General features: G+C 70.1%; 16 protein-coding genes. 5 read left to right on the top strand and 11 right to left on the bottom strand.

Annotated features, from left to right (window positions below; genetic code table 11):
- Positions 1–90 precede the first annotated feature (90 nt).
- On the top strand, positions 91–2,307 hold the full coding sequence (locus tag ABD340_RS09685) for an effector-associated constant component EACC1 (RefSeq protein WP_344588334.1): 2,217 nt from the start codon (positions 91–93) through the stop codon (positions 2,305–2,307).
- A 542-nt stretch (positions 2,308–2,849) separates the two neighbouring features.
- Here the strand turns inward: ABD340_RS09685 and ABD340_RS09680 are convergent.
- Complete coding sequence (locus tag ABD340_RS09680) at positions 2,850–3,302, bottom strand: ArsI/CadI family heavy metal resistance metalloenzyme (protein WP_344588333.1); 453 nt, start codon at positions 3,300–3,302, stop codon at positions 2,850–2,852.
- 87 nt (positions 3,303–3,389) lie between these two features.
- On the opposite strand from ABD340_RS09680, the gene ABD340_RS09675 reads away from it, so the two are divergent.
- Positions 3,390–3,791, top strand: coding sequence for an ArsR/SmtB family transcription factor (locus ABD340_RS09675; RefSeq protein WP_344588332.1), 402 nt, complete (start codon positions 3,390–3,392; stop codon positions 3,789–3,791).
- Positions 3,792–4,108: 317 nt separating this feature from the next.
- On the opposite strand, the gene ABD340_RS09670 is transcribed toward ABD340_RS09675, so the two are convergent.
- From ABD340_RS09670 to ABD340_RS09635, 8 genes are read right to left on the bottom strand one after another with little or no spacing between them, the layout of a single operon-like run.
- Positions 4,109–5,446 carry an MFS transporter gene (locus ABD340_RS09670; protein WP_344588331.1) on the bottom strand — a complete coding sequence of 446 codons (1,338 nt, stop codon included), beginning with the start codon at positions 5,444–5,446 and terminating at the stop codon, positions 4,109–4,111.
- A 37-nt stretch (positions 5,447–5,483) separates the two neighbouring features.
- Positions 5,484–7,274: a gamma-glutamyltransferase family protein gene (locus ABD340_RS09665; protein WP_344588330.1), complete on the bottom strand. Its 1,791-nt coding sequence runs from the start codon at positions 7,272–7,274 to the stop codon at positions 5,484–5,486.
- Positions 7,267–8,106 (bottom strand): carbon-nitrogen hydrolase family protein, encoded by an 840-nt coding sequence (locus ABD340_RS09660; protein WP_344588328.1) that lies wholly within the window; start codon positions 8,104–8,106, stop codon positions 7,267–7,269. Before ABD340_RS09660 ends, ABD340_RS09665 begins: the two co-directional genes overlap by 8 nt.
- Positions 8,106–8,297 carry a hypothetical protein gene (locus ABD340_RS09655; RefSeq protein WP_344588326.1) on the bottom strand — a complete coding sequence of 64 codons (192 nt, stop codon included), beginning with the start codon at positions 8,295–8,297 and terminating at the stop codon, positions 8,106–8,108. Before ABD340_RS09655 ends, ABD340_RS09660 begins: the two co-directional genes overlap by 1 nt.
- A 37-nt stretch (positions 8,298–8,334) precedes the next feature.
- Entirely contained in the window at positions 8,335–10,047 is a 1,713-nt protein-coding gene (locus ABD340_RS09650) for a phytoene desaturase family protein (protein WP_344588324.1), read from the bottom strand.
- Entirely contained in the window at positions 10,044–10,394 is a 351-nt protein-coding gene (locus ABD340_RS09645) for a hypothetical protein (RefSeq protein WP_344588323.1), read from the bottom strand. The genes ABD340_RS09650 and ABD340_RS09645 overlap by 4 nt, the downstream gene beginning before the upstream one ends.
- Before the next feature lie 47 nt (positions 10,395–10,441).
- The gene (locus ABD340_RS09640; protein WP_344588322.1) at positions 10,442–11,878 is read right to left on the bottom strand and encodes a gamma-aminobutyraldehyde dehydrogenase; all 1,437 of its coding nucleotides are present in this window, start codon (positions 11,876–11,878) and stop codon (positions 10,442–10,444) included.
- Between the two features lie 10 nt (positions 11,879–11,888).
- Positions 11,889–14,843 carry an aminotransferase class III-fold pyridoxal phosphate-dependent enzyme gene (locus ABD340_RS09635; RefSeq protein WP_344588321.1) on the bottom strand — a complete coding sequence of 985 codons (2,955 nt, stop codon included), beginning with the start codon at positions 14,841–14,843 and terminating at the stop codon, positions 11,889–11,891.
- 193 nt (positions 14,844–15,036) lie between these two features.
- Between ABD340_RS09635 and ABD340_RS09630 the strand changes: the two genes are divergently transcribed.
- Both ABD340_RS09630 and ABD340_RS09625 read left to right on the top strand, forming a co-directional pair.
- Positions 15,037–16,269 (top strand): RsbRD N-terminal domain-containing protein, encoded by a 1,233-nt coding sequence (locus tag ABD340_RS09630; protein WP_344588320.1) that lies wholly within the window; start codon positions 15,037–15,039, stop codon positions 16,267–16,269.
- Between the two features lie 128 nt (positions 16,270–16,397).
- Positions 16,398–17,636, top strand: coding sequence for a Clp protease N-terminal domain-containing protein (locus ABD340_RS09625; protein ID WP_344588319.1), 1,239 nt, complete (start codon positions 16,398–16,400; stop codon positions 17,634–17,636).
- Positions 17,637–17,657: 21 nt separating this feature from the next.
- On the opposite strand, the gene ABD340_RS09620 is transcribed toward ABD340_RS09625, so the two are convergent.
- Entirely contained in the window at positions 17,658–18,125 is a 468-nt protein-coding gene (locus ABD340_RS09620) for a MarR family transcriptional regulator (RefSeq protein WP_344588317.1), read from the bottom strand.
- 77 nt (positions 18,126–18,202) lie between these two features.
- The gene (locus tag ABD340_RS09615; protein ID WP_344588316.1) at positions 18,203–18,949 is read right to left on the bottom strand and encodes a TetR/AcrR family transcriptional regulator; all 747 of its coding nucleotides are present in this window, start codon (positions 18,947–18,949) and stop codon (positions 18,203–18,205) included.
- A 166-nt stretch (positions 18,950–19,115) separates the two neighbouring features.
- Between ABD340_RS09615 and ABD340_RS09610 the strand changes: the two genes are divergently transcribed.
- Entirely contained in the window at positions 19,116–20,498 is a 1,383-nt protein-coding gene (locus ABD340_RS09610; RefSeq protein ID WP_344588314.1) for a serine hydrolase domain-containing protein, read from the top strand.
- Positions 20,499–20,546: the final 48 nt, after the last annotated feature.

Genomic DNA, 20,546 nt, shown 5'->3' with positions numbered 1-20,546 from the left:
AGTTCTTGATCATTTTGTATTCTTGGGCGTGCGGCGCCGCCGGTGCGCACGGCGCTGGAACGGCGAACCGTTCGTTTCCCCGGGGGAAGCGTGGAAATCAGGGTTCAGGTGATCGACTCCAGCGGGGGCGCGGGAACGGAGCCCGGAGTCGCCGACCAGCGGCGGTCGCTGTACAACTGGCTCCTCAAGGATCCCCGTCTCCGTACGGACACGGGGATCGAAATCTCGTTGCATCGGGCCGACGCCCGGTCGATGGGGCCGACTTTCGACATCATCCAGTTCGCTGTCAACAGCGGAATCCAACTCGCGCATCTGGCGCTGGCCTTCGTCACCTGGCGGCGGGACAACCCCTCGGACGCCTCCCTGATCATCGAACGGGACGGCCTGTCGACTGAGCTGTCCCCCGATGACCTGCTGGAGGAGAGCGTTGTCCTGCGCGCCCTGTCGGGGGCTCCCGACCCGCGGCGGTCCCGCTGCGTCATCATCGGCATCAGCCGCTACACCCACCTGGACGAGCTGCCCGCCGTGGCGCACAACTGCACCGAACTGCTGCAGGTCGTTACCGACCCGGCGATCTGGGGCGTACCCGGGGACCGGTGCACGATGGTGCGGGACCCGGAAACGCCGGGAGCCGTGGAGAACGCGGTGCGCGCGGCCGCGCACGAGGCCGAGGCCGGGCTGCTGGTGTACCACGCGGGGCACGGCATCCACGGCCCCGACGGAACGGGTCTCCAGCTGGCGCTGCGCGGAGCCACCGCGGACGGGCGCGACCACGCGATTCGATGGGAACGGCTCCGGGAGATCATCGACAGCAGCAACGCCCAGCGCCGGCTGGTGATCCTGGACTGCTGCCACAGCGGCCTCGCCGACGACGAGACCGCCTCGTCCGCTCTGCCGGGAGACGCCCCCGGCGGGACCTACATGCTGATGGCGACCGCGAGACATCGCCCCGCGTTCGCCCCCGACGACGACGGATGCACCGCCTTCACCGCGGAGATCCTGCGCGTGCTGAACGACGGCGTCCCCGGTGGAGACACCGCGTCCGGCAGGTTCCTCACCCCCAACACGATCTACAGGCGGGTCCGTGAGGCGCTGAAGTCCACCGGAGCCGTGCCGGCCAAGCAGGATCCCGGCCACATCGGTTCCCTCCCCTTCTTCCGAAACCAGAGGTCGTCGGCGAGGAGGCCGCTGATACCAAGGGTGCGAACGTGGCGCGGACGGGCCCTGACGTGGTGTCTGGGCACGTGGCGGCGCCGTCTCGTGACCTGTGCAGGACTGAGCGTGCTCGTCACCGTGCCTCTCATCGCCTTCTGGCCGGGGGCTGGTACCTCCGGTCCGTGTTCGGCGGACGCGGAGTTGATCGGCTATTCCGACGCCCTCGACAAGCTCCCCTGGGAGGGCACGACGATCGGCCACCTCTCGGCCGTCGCCAGGATCGGCGAGTCTGAGGCGTATGTGCTGGCCGACAACGCGCCTCCCCGGCTCTACGGCGTCACCCTGGGAGGCCAGGCGCTCGATGTGCGCCCCCGCACGATGACGACCTTCGTCCGTCGGGACGGCTCCCCCTTCCCGGACCGGACGATCGACGGCGAGGGCCTGATCGTCGAACCGGGCAGCGTCCTGATCGGCTCGGAGACCGAGCCGTCGATCCTGCGGTTCCGGCTGTCGGACGGCCGACAGGTGGACTCGTTCCGGATACCGCCCCGGTTCCGCGTCCAGTCCAAGGGCGGAGAGGGCAGAGCCGACGAGACCTTGGAGGCGCTGACGTCGACCGCCGACGGACGGCTGCTGTACGCGGGGACAGAGGCCCCGCTGTCGGGGGACGGCACCCACCAGGGCCAAGCGCTGCTTCGCATCCTGCGTTACTCGGGCATGCCGGGGCAGAAGTACACGCCGAAGGAACAGTACGCCTACCGCGCCGACGCGGGTCTCAGCCTCACGGAACTAGTGGCGCTCGGCGGTGACAGGCTGCTGTCCCTGGAACGCGGCTACACCAAGGGCCAAGGGAACACGATCCGCATCTACCGGGTCTCCGTGGCCGGGAAGCCGGACGTCTCGGCGGTGAGATCCCTCAAGGACACACCCGAGGCGGACTTCACAGACAAAGAGCTGCTGGCCGACCTGGTGAACTGCCCGGCCGACGCGCATGCGCCGCAGAAGCAGCAGAACCCCCTACTGGACAACATTGAGGGAATGACACTGGGCCCCAAGCTGAGCGACGAGCGACGCGTCCTGTACCTGGTGTCCGACGACAACCTTTCGACCGAGCAGACCACACGGGTCTACAAGCTTGGCGTGCGCCTGTAGTGATCATCGTTGGCGAGGCCGGGAGTCACGGAACCTCGACCGAGCGGACCCGGAGCGGTCGACCGGCTCGGTGGCAACCGACCGCTGGCACGTACGCCCGGTCGTGGGTCGATGTGAAGGCGCAAAACTCGTAGTGCGCCGAGGGGCGGTCTGGTCTGCGGCAGAGGCCACCGGGTGCTGCACGAGACGGCTGGCCAGGTGAAGGCCAAGGGGCCGCGCCAAGACGCGACGTCGTGGGACGGGCACGCGAGGACCTGGTGCTGGAGACCGTGCGGCACGACGGACGTTGCGACTACTCAGAGCCGCCCCCGCGGGCCGGTGTATCCCGACACCGGCCCTATGGGCAGGCCAGTGCTGTGCTGGACGCGCACACCGCGTGCGGTGGCCCAGGCATGGGGCTGATGTTGATGGCTAAGGTCCGGGACAAGAAGGCTGAGAACGTGCGCCGCAATTTCCCTCGACGCCGAAGGCGATCGCCGAGGTCACCGGTCTGCTGAGCCCCGGCGACCGGCTCGGGTGATCCGTTCGTCGGTACGGATCGGTCAGCTGCCGCAGGAGCACCCGGCTCCGGAGGAGGTCGCTTCAGCCGGGTCGAGGGCCTGATCGTCGGTGCTCTTGCAGAGGGTGTCGGCGTCGCCCTTGACCACGTACACCTCCCAGGGTTCCTTGCCGGGGCCGGTCACCCAGACCTTGTCCTGGAGTGCGTAGCAGCAGGAGATGTCGTTCTCGGTGAAGGTGGCCAGTCCGGCTTCCTTGAGCCGGGAGGTGGCGGCGGTGACCTCCTCGGTGTCGGCGACCTCGACGCCGAGGTGGTCCAGACGGGTCTGCTCGCCGTGCTCGCCCTCGATGAGGACGAGCTTGAGCGGGGGCCGGGTGACGGCGAAGTTGGCGTAGCCGGGGCGGCGCTTGGCGGGTTCGGTGCCGAACAGCTTGGAGTAGAAGGCGATCGAGCCCTCCAGGTCGGCGACGCGCAGGGCGAGCTGGAGACGGGACATAACAGTCTCCTATCCGAGGTCTTGTATCGACAGTTGTCGATACAAGAGAGCTTGCCAGCCTGAATAGACGGCTGTCAACATAGAGCCATGTCTAAACAAGGTGGTCTGCCGGTGATCGGACCCGTTACGGGGCAGGGCACGGTGTGTTGTTCGCCGATGGTCCGCGAGCCGCTGGGCGAGGAGGACGCGGCCGAGCTGTCGCGGATGTTCAAGGCGCTGTCGGACCCGGTCCGGCTGCGGCTGCTCTCTCTGATCGCCTCGCACGAGGGCGGCGAGGCCTGCGTATGCGATCTCACCGGCCCGTTCGACGTCTCCCAGCCGACGATCTCCCACCATCTGAGGGTGCTGCGCGAGGCCGGCCTGGTCGGGGCCGAACGGCGCGGGACCTGGGTGTACTACTGGGTGCTCCCCGCGGCCCTGGCGAAGCTCTCGGCCTTGCTCCAGGCGCCTGCGGTGCCCACGGCGGCCGAGGCGAAGGCCGGCGCTTGAACGTGCAGGTGCCGCTGGCGCGGCGAGCGGTGGCCGAGGCCGTAGGCACGGCCGCGCGGTCGCGGTGGTGCTCGGGTCCGGCATCCAGGCCACGGAACTGACCCGTGACGTCGGTGTGCAGTTGCCGGCCAACTCCCTGGCGACCGTCTTGGGCCTGGGCATGCTGATCGCCCTGCTCCTCCGGGGCGCACACGTTACCCATTGCCGAAGTAAAGGCCGAGCTTGAAAGCCCGGCCAGGACGGTGCGGCGTTGGACGGGGGTGGAACGGGGGGCGGCAGGGATTCGGGGCGGAACCATGTCCCTGCCGCCCCCCTGGTCAGGCGGCCGTGCCCGTGCCGGCGAGCTTCTCGGCGCTCGGCGCCGGGCCCAGACTGGAGCGGAAGGTCTCCGGGAGCCGGCTGAGCACCAGCAGGCCGAGAAGGCAGCTGATCGCGACGTAGGCGGAGATGCTGTACACGGACCCGGTCGCCGCGAACAGCGCCGCCGCGATCATGCCCGCCGGGCCGCCCCAGACGACCGCGGCGAGCTGGTAGCTCATCGAGGTTCCGCTGTACCGGACCTCGGTGGTGAACAGCTCCGAGAGATAGCTGGACTGCACGGCGAAACACCCTGCGTGGCCCAGTACCCAGCCCAGCGAGACCGCGGTGACCACTCCCCACAGCGTCCCGGTCGAGACCAGCCAGTAGAACGGCCCCGCCAGCACCAGCCACCCGCCGATGCCTATCGCGTACACCGGTTTGCGGCCGATCCGGTCGGACAGGAGGCTGAACCCGATGTAGGCCGGGACGCTCAGCAGCGAGCCCACCATGCCGGCGATCAGCACCCAGGAGGTGGGCTTGTCGAGTTCCTGGGTGAGGTAGGTGCCGAAGTAGGAGTTGAGCGCGTACGCGCTCACCGCGAACGGGGCCTGCATGACGATCGTGAGCAGCAGGACCTTCCAGTGCCTGCGGAACAGCAGCGCCAGGGGGAACTTCCGTGTCTCCGGCTCCGCCTTGGCAGCGAGGAAGACCTCGGCGTCCATGATGCGCGTGCGGACGTACAGCCCGAGGAGGATGAACGCGCCGCCGATGTAGAAGGCGATGCGCCAGCCCCAGTCGATGAAGGCTTCCTCACCCATGATCCAGACGATGGCCTGGAGGATGGCGTTGGCCAGGAAGAATCCGAGCGGGTTGCCCACCTGGGGGAACAGGCCGTAGAAGCCGCGGCGGCCGGGCGGGGCGTGCTCGACCGCGATCAGTACGGCGCCGCCCCACTCACCGCCGAGCCCGAAGCCCTGGCACAGCCGGAACACGCAGAGGATCAGCGGGGCCGCGATGCCGAGCGTCGCGTAGCCGGGCAGCAGGCCGATGCCGAGCGTCGCCAGGCCCATCAGCAGCAGCGTCGCGACCAGGCTGGTCTTGCGTCCGAACCGGTCGCCGAAGTGACCGAAGACCGCTCCCCCCAGCGGCCGGGCCAGGAAGGCGACGCCGAAGACCGCGAACGACTGGATGTTCGCGGCGCCCTCATTCCCCTCCGGGAAGAAGAGGTGCGGGAAGACCACCGAGGTGCACAGGGCGAAGAGGAACATGTCGTACCACTCGACCATCGTGCCGATCATGCTGGCGAACGCGATGCGCCCCATCGGAGCCGGAGTGGTGTGCTTGTCGGAACTCATGTATCCCCCAAACAGGGACGAGGAGGAACAGGGGGGGTCACAGTGCGGCTGTGTGCGCCGTGGTGAAGGGGTCGGCGGCCGCCGTGCGCCGCGTGCCGTCCACCGCGCAGGCGACCGGGCGGGCCATCTCGTAGCTGAAGGGCTCGTGCTGCTCGGGGACGATCTGGACGCGGTGGCCGCGGTCGGCGAGCCGGTCCCGGTCCCCGGCGTCGATCCGCTCGGAGACGAGTACGGCGCCGCCACTGGCGTCGATCCGCGGGGCGCTGATCGCCTCTTGCGCGTCCAGGCCGAGATCGATCACGTTCGACACCACCTGGGTGACGGCGCTGATGATCCTGCGGCCGCCCGGCGCCCCCACCGCCAGCACCGGCCTTCCGTGCCAGCGGACCAGCAGTGGCCCCATGTTCGCCAGCGGGCGCTTGCCCGGTGCGATCGAGTTGGCCGCGCCGGGCGTCGCGTTGAACCAGGCCATCGAGGAGTCGAGGAGCACGCCAGTGCCCGGGACCACGACCTTGCATCCGAAGGCGTTGGCGGCGGTGTGCGTCGTGGACACCGTCATCCCGTCGCGGTCGATGACCGAGAAGTGCGTGGTGCCGTGCCCGGCGAACTGCCCCGGGTGCCCGCCGGGCGCGGGGCCGAACACCGGCTTGGAACGCTCCTCGGGGTCATGGGGCCAGGGATCCTGCTCCGCGCGGAAGGCCAGCACCTCCCACGGCGGGCCCTCCGCGGCGTCCACCCAGGGCGCCGGCTCACCGTCCCGGATCCGTCCCGCCAGTTCCTTGGTGTAGGGCTCGCTGAGCAGCGCGTCCAGCGGCACCGGGACGTGCTCCGGATCCCCGAGCCAGTGGTAGCGGTCGAGGAAGGCCCGCCGCATCGCCTCGACCAGCACGGGCAGCCGGTCCGCGCCGAGCCGCGCCACGTCGAAGTGCCGGAGCACGGCCAGGATCTCCAGCTCGGTCCAGCCCCCGCACGGCGACGCCGGAGCGAGGATCTCGTGGCCGCGGTAGTCCAGCCGCACCGGTTCGGCGATGACCGGCCGCTGGTGGCGCAGATCCTCCAGGCTGATCAGACCCCCGAGTTCCGCGCACGTCTCGGCGATCGCATGCGCCACTGGGCCCTCGTAGAAGCCCGGCGCGCCGAGGTCGGCGATCCGCTCCAGCGTGGCGCCGAGTTCGGGCTGACGCAGCCGGGGCGCGGTCCCCAGGGAGGCCGAGCCCAGGAATGGGGCGATCGGCGGTTTCCCGTCGGCGTCGAGGAAGATCCGCCGGGCCTCTGGGCGGCCGTTCATCCTGCCGGCGGAGTCCAGCGCCTGAAGGGTGTAGTAGGCGTCGACGGCGAAACCGTCATGGGCCGCGGCGACGGCCGGAGCGAGCACGTCCGCGCGTGGCAGCCGCCCGAAGCGGGCGTGCGCGGCCAGCAGGCCGCCCACCGTCGCCGGGACGCCGCACGCGAGCGGCCCCTCGATATTGGCGTCGTGCTCGACGGTGGACACACCGAGCAGCCGCGAAACGCCTTCGCCGCTCTGCACACGGAACATGTCCGGCCGGGCGGCCAGCGGGGCGCGCGAGGGGAAGTCGACCGACCAGGCCCGGCCGTCGGCCGGGTCGTGAACGAGCATGAATCCCGACCCGGCCAGGCAGGTGTCCATCGGCTCGACCACCGCGGCGACGAACCCGCACGCGACGGCGGCGTCGACGGCGTTCCCGCCCTTTTCGAGGATGGCGAGGGCGGCGTCGGTCGCCTCCCGCCGCGCCGCGGCGACGGCCGCTTCGCGTCCCACCGCGGGAACGCGGTCGACGCGCTGGAAGGATCGGCTCGTTTCAGGCATTGACGTTCTCCTCCCTCGGACGCTCGGCAGGGGGCGCGAAGGCGCGCCGGCCTTCCAGCGCGGGCAGCCGGCCGCGCACCCACCGCTGCCGATCGAAGTCGAGATCGCAGACCACCAGGCCGGGGGTGTCGGACGCCTGCGCGAGGATCAGCCCCCACGGATCGCAGACCATCGAGCGGCCGCCGGACACCCGGTCCCAGTCGTGCGCGCCGACCTGCGAGCAGCCCAGCATGAAGGCCTGGTTCTCGATCGCCCGTGCCCGCAGCAGGACCGGCCAGTGGTCCCGCGTTGTGATCATCGGGAACGCCGCGGGGCACACCAGGACGTCCGCCTGGACGGCCAGCGCCCGGTACAGCTCGGGAAAGCGGATGTCGAAGCACACGCTCATGCCCAGCCGGGTGCCGTCGGCCAGCACCGTCACCACGGCCTGATCACCGTGCTCGAACAGATCCGTCTCGCGCGTCTCGGCGCCCGGGATGGTGGCGTCGAACAGATGGATCTTGCGATAGCGGGCGCGCACCCGCCCGTCGGGTCCGACGTGCACCGAGGTGTTGAATAGGCCGGGACGGTCGGCGGGGCGCTCGACGAAGGACCCGGGGACCAGGTCGATGCCGAGCTCGGCCGCCAGGCCGGACGCCCACTCCGTCGTGGGTCCGTCCAGCGGCTCGGCGGCCGCGCGCATCACCTCGGCCGGGCCGTAGAGCCCGAAGAACTCGGGAAGGACGACGAGCGCGGCACCGCGGTCGGCGGCCTCACGGACCAGCCGCCCGGCGTTCGCCAGATTCGCCTCGCGGTCACCGTCGGCGTTGACCTGAGCCAGTGCGACCCTCATCAGCCGACCGCCTTGCCCGGCACCGCGGGGGGCACGTCGGCGACGTTGCACGGGCTCTTCCGCGTCGCAGGGTGGAGTACGTCGAAGCGGGTGCGGTCCGAGGATCCGGCGCCGCGACCGGCGATGGCGGGCCGGGTCTCGACGGAGTCCAACGGGTCTCGGCGGGGGTGCTCGGTGATGATCGAGGTCATGGTCAGGGGTCTCTCCGATCAGGGGTGGCGCGGGGGCTCAGCCGCCGCTGCGGGTGAAGATCTTGACGACGCGGCGCAGCGCCGGCTGGCGCGCGACCCGGTACCCCAGCTCGCGGCCGGCCTTCGAGCTCATGACCAGGTCGGGCAGGCCGCGCCGGGCGGCGCGCCGGACGGGGGGCGGTGCGTCCGCGGTCCGGCCCGCGAGATCGTCGAGCACGACCTTGGCCGCGTTGTGGCCGTTGGCGCCCATGACGCCGCCTCCCGGATGCGTGCCGGAGCCGCACAGGTAGTAGCCCCGCACCGGAGTGCGGTAGCCGGCGAGCTCGGGGGCCGGCCTGCTGCCGAACAACTGCTCCAGGAACATCGCTCCGTGGAAGATGTTGCCGCCGGTCAGGCCGTAGTCGCGCTCCAGGTCCAGCGGTGTGATGACGACCCGTTCGAGGATGTGGTCACGCAGGTTCGGCGCGTAGCGGAAGAGGTTCTCCAGCACCGCGTCGGCGAACCTCTCGCGCTCCTCGTCCCAGGTCGTACCGGCGAGCTCGAAAGGAAGCTGCTGCACGCCGAGGGTCATGGTGTGCTTGCCGGCGGGGGCCAGGCCGGGGTCGGTGGTGGACTGGATCATGGCCTCGATGACGAACTCCCCGGGAAGCTCGCCGCGGCGCTGGGCCTCCCAGGCGCGCTCGAAGTTCTCCACTGAAGCGCCCATGATCTGCTGGGCCTCGTGCTGCGGCCCCTGGCCCGGCCCGAAGCCGATGTACTGCGGCAGTTCGTCGATCAGCAGGTGGATGCGCGCCATCGAGCCGCGGTTGTCGTACCGGCGCATCGCCTCCTCCAGGTCCGGCTTCACGGTGCCCTTGGGGAGCAGCTGGAGCATCGACCGGGCCGGGTCCGCGTTCGACAGCACGACCGGTGCGAGGATCTCCTCGCCCGATGCCAGGCGCACGCCGCGCGCCCGGGTGCCCGAGACGAGGACCTCCTCGACCGGGGCCCGCAGCCGCACGGTGGCGCCGTGCGCCTCCGCCGCCCGGGTCATCGCCTGGGTGATGCCGCCCATACCGCCCTTGACCAGGCCCCACTGGCCGAGGTGCCCCTGGAACTCACCGACGGAGTGGTGCCCGTAGACGTAGCCGGTGCCCGGAGTCGAGGGGCCGCCCCAGACCGAGATCATCCCGAAGAAGGTGAACAGGCCCTTGATGTGCTCGGACTCGAAGTAGCGGTCCAGCAGGTCCTTGGTCGAGGAGAGCACGAACTCGTCGAACAGGTCCTCCGCGCCGGCCTCCTCGAAGGCCCGGAGCACCGCCGAGCGGCTCGTCGGCGGGCGCATGAGGAACGGTGTGATGATCTGGGCGAACCGCTTGATCCGCAGGCCGAAGTCGAGGAACGCCTTGGCGTCGGCCTTGGAGAACCGCTCGAGTTCCTTGAGCGTCCGGTCGATGTCCTTCCACATGAACATGTGGCTGCCGTCGTCGAAGATGACGACCTCCATCGCCTCGGTCTGGTACATCTCCAGCCCGTACTTCTCCAGCTCGAGGTCGCTGATGATCTCGGGACGCAGCAGGCCGGCGATGAACGCGCACGACGACCAGTCCGCGCCGGGGATCAGCTGCTCGGTGGTGCAGGCTCCGCCGACGACGTCGCGCGCCTCCAGCACCAGCACCCTGCGTCCCGCACGGGCGAGGTAATTGGCGGCGATGAGGCCGTTGTGACCGGCTCCGATGACGATGGCGTCGTAGGACTCCGGCATGGTCATCGGCCTTTCGGGATCGGCGTGACGAAGGACGAGCGGACGGACCCGAGTTCGACGAGCTCGTCGAACCCCGCCATGACGGGGCGCAGCGAGGGGTCGCCGTCGCGGACGCGCACCCAGGCGTCCCAGTCGGTCACCTCCATCACCTCGACGATGTCCGCGTCGAGGGCCTCGGCCGTGGCGCCGCCCACCACGAAGGCCTCGAACCGCTTCACGACGTCTGTGTGCGCCAGGCACAGCGGCTGGTCGACGGTCGCCGAGAACTCCGCGAACCGGTCCGGCGACACGCCCGGCCGCATCCGGAACATGTTGACGACCAGCGTGCGGCCGCCGGCGGCGTCATGCGTCATCTTCGATCCTTCGGTGGTGTGGGTGTACTGGAGGGCGAGGGGTGCGGTCAGCCCTCGACGAGGTTGACCATCACGTGCTTGATCTCGGTGTACTCCTCCAGCGAGTACACCGACATGTCGTTGCCGTGCCCGGACTGCTTGAAGCCCCCGTGCGGCATCTCCGAGACGATCGGCAGGTGCTCGTTGATCCAGACGGTGCCGAACTGGAGCCGCCTGGCGGCCCGCATCGAGCGCGACACGCTGGAGGTGAACACCGAGGCCGCCAGGCCGTACTCGATGTCGTTGGCCCAGGCGAGCGCCTGCGCCTCGTCGGTGAACGGAGTGGTCGTCACGACCGGCCCGAAGACCTCGTTCTGCACGATCTCCGAGCGCTGCGGCGCGTTGACGATCAGGGAGGGCCGGTACCAGAAACCGGGGCCGTCCGCCGGGCCGCCGGCGACGAGCTCGCCCTCCCCCGCCTGGACCGCGCGGTCGACGAAGCCCGCGACACGGTCGCGATGCCGCGCGGAGATCACCGGGCCCATCTCGGTCGACGGCAGCCGGGGGTCGCCCATCGCCACGCTCGCGACGGCCTTGGCCAGTTCGGCGGCGAAGTCGTCGTGGATCGCGGCGTCGACGTACACGCGGGAGGCGGCCATGCAGTCCTGCCCGGAGTTGCCGTAGCCGCCTTCTACGATCTTGCGGATGGCCAGGTCGAGGTCGGCGTCGGCGAACACCAGGACCGGGGCCTTGCCGCCGAGCTCCAGGTGCAGCCGCTTGAGGTTGCCGCTTCCCGCCACGGCGACCCGCTTGCCGGTCGCCGTGTCGCCGGTGAGCGAGCTCATCCGCACCAGCGGATGGGTCGTGATCGCCTCGCCGACGGTGTCGCCGTGCCCGGTGACGACGCTGAGCACGCCCTCGGGGAGCAGGTCGGCGGAGAGCTCGGCGAGTTTGAGCGCCGTGAGCGGGGTCAGCTCGCTGGGCTTGAGCACCAGCGTGTTGCCGGTCACCAGCGCGGGGCCGATCTTCCATACGGCCATGACCAGGGGGAAGTTCCAGGGTGCCACGCTGCCGACGACGCCGAGCGGGTCGCGGCGGATGATGCTGGTGTGGGTGGGCGAGTACTCGCCGGCCGCCCTGCCTTCGAGCACCCTGGCCGCACCGGCGAAGAAGCGGAGGTTGTCGACGGCGAAGTCGACCTCCTCGCGGGCGATGTGCAGCGGCTTGCCGACGTTCTCCGACTCCAGGGCGGCGACCGCGGCGGCGTCGCGCTCCAGGCGGTCGGCGAGCGCCAGCAGGGCCCGGGCGCGTTCGGCCGGCGGCGTCTCGGCCCAGTCCCAGAAGGCGGCGTCGGCGGCGGCGACGGCGCGTTGGACGTCTTCCGCGCCGCCGCGGGGAACACGGGCGATCACCTCGCCGGTGGCTGGGTTCAGCACGTCCTCGGTCGCTCCGGACGCGGCCGGACCGGCGTGGCCGGCCACGTACATCGGCAGGTCGGTGGTCATCGGAGGGTCCTCACTGGTGGCGGGCGGACAGTTCGGGCAGGGACAGGACCTCGTCGAGGGCCTCGACGTACAGGTCGGCGTGCTCGCGCCGGAAGGTCATCGGCGGCTTGATCTTGAGGACGTTGTCGTGGACGCCGTTGGGGAAGACCACGACGCCGCGCTCCTTGGCCAGTTCCGTGACGGCGAACGCCTCCCGGGCGGCCGGCTCCTTGGTGGCGCGGTCGCGCACCAGCTCGACGCCCAGATACAGGCCCTGGGCACGGACGTCTCCGATGAGCGGCTGGCGTTCGCGCAGCTCGCGCAGCGAGGCGGCGAGGTATCCGCCGACGTCCACGGCGTTGTCGCGCAGGCCGTCGCGCTCGACGATGTCGAGGACCGCCTCGCCGATCGCGCAGGACACCGGGTTGCCGCCGAAGGTGTTGAAGTACTTCATGCCGGTGTCGAAGGCGTCGGCGATCGCGCGGGTCGTCACCACGGCCGCCAAGGGGTGCCCGTTGCCGAGCGGCTTGCCCATCGTGACGATGTCGGGCACGACGCCCTGCAGCTCGAATCCCCACCAGGGCCCCAGCCGCCCCACGCCGACCTGGACCTCGTCGGAGATGCACAGTGCGCCGGCCTTGCGGGCCGCCGCGAAGACACCGGGAAGATAGCCGTCGGGGAGGACGATGTTGCCGGCGGTGCCCATCAGCGACTCGGCGATGAACGCGGCCGGGCGGCGGCCGTCGGCGTCGATCCGCTCGATGACACCGGCCGCTTCGCGCACGTACTCCGCTCCGGCGTCAGGGTCGTCGTAGCCGTAGGGGCCCCGGTAGCGATCGGGAATGCGGACCTCGTGCGTGGTCGGCGGGGCTCCCTGACCGCCGGGTCCTTTGTAGCGGTTCGGGCTGATGCCGGTGACGACGCCGGTGTTGCCGTGGTAAGCGCCATCGATGTTGACCACGTGCAGGCGGCCGGTGACCTGCCGGGCGATGCGCAGCGCGAGGTCGTTCGCCTCGCTGCCCGAACAGACCAGGAACACGACCTCCAGCGGGTCCGGCAGGGTCGCGACGAGCCGTTCGGCGTAGGTGGCGATCTGCGGGTACACGAACCGGCTGTTGGTATTGAGCTTGCGCATCTGGCGGGCCGCGGCGGCGGTGACCCTCGGCTCGGCGTGCCCGACGTGCGTGACGTTGTTCAGCGAGTCGAGGTAGGCCAGCCCGTCCTCGTCGTAGAACCACACGTCGCGGCCGCGCACGAGGCTCATCGGGCGCGCGTAGTAATTGCGCTGCGAACGCGCGATGTGCCGCGAACGGATCGCGAGCACCTCGTCGACGGTGAGCCCCGGTCGCTCCCCCGGCGTGCGGGCGTCCGGCATCGGGTCGGCCGAGAGCTGCCGCCATGCCGCCCGCTGCGACGGAGGGACGCGGCGCGGCGGAGGCCAGGCGGCGATCTCCGCCGAGGACAGCAGCTGAACCTGGACGCCCGTCCCGAGGCCCGGCTCGACGTCACCGGCGCGGACGACGCCGATGACATCACCGTCCTTGACGGTGTCACCCGTGCGAAGCGGACCGCTCAGGTTCCACCAGCAGCTGAACACCTCGTCCCCGTCGACGTTGTGGCCGAGCACGAGAGGACCGCCGCCGTCCGCCGCGCACATCACGATCGCGTGCGTCGGGGCGCACACCTCGGCGCCGTCAGGAAGCAGCACCGTGCTGCCGAGACGCACGGTGGCGGGTTCCCGCGACGCCGGAGCACGCTGCTCCGACCACATCAAGGAGGCCTCCAGATGGCCGAGAACGCCGACCCGGCCGCCTACGCGATCGGTGACGGCGGCGCGCAGGGCATCGTGGTCGTGCCAGTCGACCTCGTCGTAGAGATCGCCGGCCGGGCGCGCGTCCACACGCACCGCGCCGGGGAACCGCGAGGCGATCGCCTCGCCCACCCGGCCGGCGCCGCCGGAGACCCGCGACGGCAGCGAGCAGGCGGCGCGGAAGGTCGCCTCGGCCAGGGCGGGCGGGATCTCCGCCAGCCGGCGGATCGTCGCCCAGGAATGCCGGGAGCGGGTCTTTCCGTACTCCGTGCCCGACTCCGCGACGCGCCGGTTCCAGGTCACCGCGTTCATGCACAGCCGTGCCGCGGCCAGCGGGTACACCACCGCCAGTTCCTCGGCGGTCAGGGGGACGACCTCCTGGAAGCCGGCCACCACCTGAGCGGCCGCGGAGAGCGGGTCCTCCTTCCGCACCATGGCGTAGCCGGCGGCGATCGCGACCTCGGTCGCGCGAACGCTGAACATGGAGTCCCCGACGTCCACCACGCCGCTGATGTACGGCTCGCCGTCCTCCGCGACGTCGGCGAGCACGTTGGCGTCGTTGAGGTCCTGGTGCACCACGCAGTGCGGGAGGTTCTCCAGTGCCGGCTCTACATCGTCGAACCACGACATGATCCGCCGGACGACGGCGACGTCCGCGGAGTCCTCGACGAACGACAGCGAACCGTCGACGATCTCGCCCGCGCGGCGCATGTCCCAGTCATGGGAGGAGAGCCGGGCGGGCTCGCCCATGCCGGACAACCCGAGAATGAGCCGTCCGGCCGTCATGCCGAGCTCACGCAGGAGGGAAGGAGGATGGTCGTCGATCTCGGCCATCGTCCGACCGGGCATCCAGGTCATCACCCGTACCGTGAACGGCCTGCCGGCGTGCACGAGATCGGCCTGGAGCCCGCCCGCCACGGTCGGCACGAGCTGCGGAACCGGCAGAGCCGGAACGGTGGCCGCCAGGTGGCGCAGCAATGAGTTCTGCCACGCGATGTCGGCCGAGCCCGGTTCCGCCTGGGTCACCCGGACGAAGTGAGCCTTCCCGCCCTCGTCGATGACCTTGACGTTCTGGTCGACCTCCCCGCCCAGCGGCTCCTGGCCGGCGCAGACGAGGGACCAGTGGTCCTTCAGGGCCTCGGCGAGAAGGTCTTCCGGAATGTCGGCATGGGTCATCTCAGCGGTCTCGCTCTCATTTCTTTCCAACCGGACGAGGATCCAGCGCTGTCTTGTGCGCGACGCACACCCCGTCGGCCGCTGTACAGGTCCCGCTAGTGAACCAGAGCTAAACGCCTATGGTCACTGGACCTGACGACACTACTCCACGGGGTTACACTGTGCGCCATGCACAATTTTGCCTGGACAGCGCATGGATGAGCCCCGCACCGCACGCCATGCGGCGACCGTCCGCTCCATCGCCCGCACGCTCCTCACCGAACGACTTGAGGAACTCGCGACGATGGCTCAAGAACGTCTGGACCGGGAGGAACCGGCCTACGCCGAGATGGTGGCCGCGCCCGGCGTCAAGCTCGCCGGGATGCGCAACACCCTGGAACTGGCGCTCACCCGCCTCGCCGGCGGTCCGGTGCCCGACGACGTCGCGCGCGCCACCGCCGAGGTCGGACGCCAACGCGCCGAGCAGGGCTTCCCGCTCGCGGCTTTGATGCATTCCTTCCAACTCGACCTGCGGACGCTCTGGGAGGCGATCATCGCCGAGGGGCGCCGGAGAGGGCTCACCGCCGACCCGGAGTTCCTCGACGGGCTGCTCCTGGTCTGGGAGGCGACAGAGGCCAACAGCGTCGAGGTCGTCGACGCCTACCGCCGTACCGAACGCGACCTCGCCAGCCATCGCGTCGAGGTCCGCGGCCGCGCCTTCGGCCGCCTGGTCCTCGAAGGAGAGCAGGATCCCGCCGTCGTGGCCGACGCGTCGGCGCTGCTGGGCATTCCGGCCGAGGCGCCGCTGATCGTCGTCGTCGCCGAGGGCGTCCCCACCAAGGACCGCGCCCTGGACTCGTGCCGCAACCTGCTTCAGAGCGCCGGATACCCTTTCCACTTCGGCTACATAGGCGACGAACTGCTCGGCGTGGTCAACCGCGGGCGCCGGTCCAGCGACGCGGTGCACGAACTCCTGGCACCACTGGGCGAATGGCCTTGCGGCACCGCCGACGTCGACGGCCTCGCCGACACCCCGCGCGGCGTTCGACTGGCCCGGGCCGCGATCCGCAGCGACGCCGCCCCGGGACTCCGGCCGATCCGCTCGCACTGGATCGGCGCGATCATGTCCGGCAACGAGGAGCTCACCGGTCTCATGGCCCGCGAGGTGCTCGCCCCTCTGCTGACCTTGCGAAACCACGACATCCTGATCGACACGCTGCGCGGCTATCTCGAACTCGGATCCATCGCCGAGGTCGCGGGGCGGACCTATCGGCACCGCAACACGGTGCGCACCCACCTCCAGACCATCGAAACCGCCACCGGCCTGGACATCTCGATCCCCACCGACGCGGCCTTGCTGACCATGGCGACCCAATGGCTGGGATCGACCGCGGGACGGGATTTCCTGCGAGCCGGCGCCCGCTCCGCGCGAAGCGCCGCCCCGTGACACCGACTCACCGAGAGCGGTCCGCGGTCCGTGCTCATCACGCCGGAACCGAGGAAATCGTGCAGCATGACGTAGTGGCGAAGCCTCCATCTCGCTTACCTTCACGGGAAAGGAGATCGGAGACGACGATGCTCGAACCGCCGAGCTTGGGCTTCAAAGGCCTCTTGGAGCGGGCCTATCGTCGCGCACACGACGCGGGCGTCCCCGAGGTGGGGACAGATCTTGTCCTGAACTGCACGACGTACAAGGTCAAAGGGTCTGATGGTCAGTTCCTGCTGAGTCCTTTGTTCACGAATGTGCGCTGGCGGGGCGAGAGCGCGCGGACCGATCCACCACCGCCGTCAACGGAATGGGAGGCGTGTTTCGGGGAGGATGTGGCGTTCGAGGCCGCCGCCGCGCTCGGGGAGGCGGCCGGCTACGGAGGAGCAACGCGTCGTGTTCGCTCCCGTCACAAGAATGTGCCCCTGCCGGTGTTCTCGATGACTGTCCGGTACGCCGTGCATGATGCGATCGCCCGGGCCGCGGACCAGGAGGGTGGGCATGCCGAGCCGCGTCATCTCGTGGCAGCCATGTCGAAGCTGAGCGGCCCGGCCGCCGAGTTGTTGCCCCATTGGGTTCCTCGCCAGGACTTGCAGCGGATCGAGTCGGGTCACGATCTTCAACTCGACGACAGCCGCAGCATGCCCTGGGCGGTCGGCGGTCTGACCGGCGTGCGGGTATTGCCCGCCCCCGGGCCACGATTGCTGCGCGGGCCCTGGCGGCTGCTGGCCTGGTGGCTGGGGTCGTACCTCCGGCGTCCTTACCGGCGGCACGGAGCCCGCTACGGCCACCCGATGCTGCAATTGATCGAGGGCAATGTCTACAGCAAGGCCCTCCAACTCGACCATGGCACGGCTACCGCCGCCCACGTCCTGCTCAGCCTTATCGACCTGCATGAACAGCTGGCCTCTTGCGACAGGCCCCTGCCGGAAGAAGTCGCCCGGTGGAACCAGGCCGGCCTGATCCTGGCCGCACACGACGTGCGCCTGCGTCCAGCGGCGCGGGCGGCGGCACGGTTGGAGCCCGAGCCCGGCGACGCCGAACACGACCTGACGGGCCTGCCGACCCAGGGCTGGCCGCCACCCCGCACAGCGCGCGTGGGCGCCCCCACCCTCGGCCGCACCGCGCTGGCCGCGCTACGCCAGGCCAGCCTGGCCGCCCATCGCCTCGGCCACCCCTACGCGGGCACCACCCACCTGCTCGCAGCGCTACTGGAAGAGCCAAACGGACCCGCGGCACGGCTGCTCCACCAACTCGGCATCGACTCCGACACCATCCGAGCCGAGGCCGCACACAACCTTGAGAGCCAAACCTCCGAGCCCAGATGAACGACACTGATGGTCTGGGGCCTAAGCCAGAGGGCCGCCTGTGTTACGGATCATCTGCTGGAGCACCTTCAACGCGGTGACATAGTCGGCGTCGTCGATGCCCTGGTGGATGCGGTCGCGAATCGCCGGGGCGTGCCGCTTGAGGTCGGCGCGAGCCTGTTCTCCCGCCGCGGTGATCCACAGCCGTTCCCCGCCGTCGCGGGTGAGCCTGCCGCGCTCCACCAGAACCTCCGCCTCGGCCTCCAGGTCGTCCTCGGGTCTGAGGTAGGAGCTCATGGCCTCCCGGAGTTCGGGAATGGTCATGCCCCGGCCGTCGGGTGAGATGTCGTTCTTCGACATGTTGCGCAGCAACCAGTACTGGGGCTGGGTGAAGCCGAGCTCGGCCTGCCGGGCACGAGTGAAGGCGATGAGGGCCTCGTAGGCCACTCCGGTCCAGTACGCGGCCGGCTGTGCGGCGAGCTCGGCGTCGGACATCTGCCGGGTCGTCATGTGCGGTAACCCCCTAAAGATCATCGTTACCGACACGGTAGAACCTCAAGTTAAGTTGATGGCAAGGTCGGTGCCGGCTATGACGTACCTCCCTCGGGCGCGAAGCGGGCGACCAGGCCATGGAGGATGCATTCGAGTCCGCTGTCGAACTCGTCGTCGCGGGCGGCGCTCAAGTTCTGGTCTCGCTGGGCGGCGTACAGCTTTCGCAGCCGCGGGTAGTCCTGTACGGCTTGTTCGGCGGCCGGCCACAGGCTCTCGACCCATTCCTGCTCGCTTCGGCCGCTGCGAGCGAGTGTGGTCAACCATGCGGCCTCACTCGTCGACACCCCGATGACATAGGCAACGACCGTGTTCAAGGCCCGATCGGCCGCTTCCAGCGTGAAGCCGCCCTGCTCGAAAACGGCGAGGATGGCCTCGTTCTGCCGCAACACGTTCGGCCCCAGATAGGCCACGCCCGCCTCACCGAGCACGGAGCCGATCCAGGGGTGGCGCAGGACCGCGGCCCGCATGCTGCGGGCGCACCGGGTGATGGCCGCGCGCCAGCCCGCCGGATCGTCGGCGGCCGGTACCTCGACCTCGCCGTAGACCTCGTCGACGACCAGTTCGATCAGTTCGTCCTTGTTGGCCACGTGCGTGTACATCGAGGTGGCTCCGGCGTTCAGGCGGGTGCCGAGTTTGCGCATGCTCAGGGCGCCGATGCCCTCGGCATCCAGCAGTTCGAGCGCCGCGGACACGATCTGCTCCCGGCTCAGCAGCGGCTGCTCACGCCGAGGCCGCTGCGGACGGGCCCACACGGACGGATACGGCTGCTTGTCCGCCGGCATGCGATCTCCCTCACGACGCTCCATTCCGAACAGTGTACGGCTTTGCGAACGATGCACAGTGTCCGTACAGTGTGCGGAGCACCGAACAGCGTACGGTGCGTCATAAAAAGACATCCCAGGAGTCAGCCGGACGGCCGGCTCCCAGAACTGATGAGGAGCCGTCTTCATGCCGTCATCGCGATTCGACGCCGACCGCTGGCAGGCCAGGCTTGATGAGCTGCGCGCCGCCCATCACGTGCCGGGCGCGACGCTGGCGGTGCTCGCGGGCGGGACGATCCATGAGCTGGCCAGTGGCGTGCTGCACCGAGGGACCGGCGTGGAGGTGACCACGGACTCGGTGTTCCAGTCCGGTTCGATCGCCAAGGTGTACACGGCGACGCTGGTGATGCAGCTCGTCGACTCCGGTGTACTGCGGCTTGACAGCAGGGTCGTCGACGTACTCCCGGGCTTCGCGGTCGCCGATGACGAGGTCACGAAGAGCGTGACGATCGGGCGGCTGCTGAGCCATACCAGCGGGATCAGCGGGGACTTCACCCACGACACCGGTCGCGGTGACGACTGCCTCGCCCGTTACGTGGAGGCGTGCGCGAACGTGGGGCAGGACTGCCCGCCGGAGACCGTCGTTTCCTACTGCAGCACCGGGTACGCGATTCTCGGCCGAATCGTGGAGGTGGTCACCGGTCAGACCTGGGACGACGCGTTGCGCGACCGGTTGCTGGCGCCGCTTGGCCTCGAGCATTCGATGACCTTGCCGGAGGAGGCGCTGCGCTTCCGGGTGGCGATGACGCATCTCGGCGAGCTGGGAACCGACCCGGAGCCGGCACCCGCGTGGGACATGTTGCCGCGCTCGGCCGGGCCGTACGGGCGTGTCCTCGTCACTGCCGCCGACGTCGTCCGCTTCGCGCGGATGCATCTCGACGGCGGTACCGCGCCCGACGGCACGCGCGTGCTGTCCGCCGAGTCGGCGGCGACGATGCGGCGACGCGTCGTCGACTGCCTGGACGTCTGGTCGTTCATGGCGGACGGATGGGGCCACGGGTGGGCGCTGTACGACTGGGACGGCGTCGCCGGCTACGGTCACGACGGCGCCGCGCTCGGGCAGTTCTCGTACCTGCGTGTCGTGCCTGAAAGCGGCGTCGTCGCCGCACTGCTGACCAACGGCGGCGGTGCGACCGGTCTGTTCGTCGACCTGTTCCAGGAGCTCCTCGGTGAGCTCGCCGGGGTGCGGATGCCGGGCGCCTTCGCCCCCGCCGCGGAACCGCGGGCGGTCGATGTCGCCGCGCTCGCAGGCACGTATGAACGCGAAGGCGTGCACCTCACGATCGACGAGCGGGACGGTGTGCCGCGTCTGCGGTGGCAGCTGACCGGCGGGATGGCCGAATACTCACCGCCGATCGAGGCCGACCTGGTGGCGGTGTCCGACACGGTGCTCGCCATGCCGGGTATCGGCCCCGTCAGCGCGCCGTGGCTGCCACTGGTGTTCGGGGCGCTTCCGGACGGCACGCCCTACGTCTACCTCGGCATGCGGGCGGCACCGAAGATCGCCTGAAGGAGGCGGGGAGGATCTGACATTCCGCCTTCGGGCCGAGGTCATTCC

This window comes from Actinomadura vinacea (assembly GCF_039532545.1).
GTDB classification, from domain to species: Bacteria; Actinomycetota; Actinomycetes; order Streptosporangiales; family Streptosporangiaceae; genus Spirillospora; species Spirillospora vinacea.
This window is presented reverse-complemented; position numbering and strand designations above follow the sequence as displayed.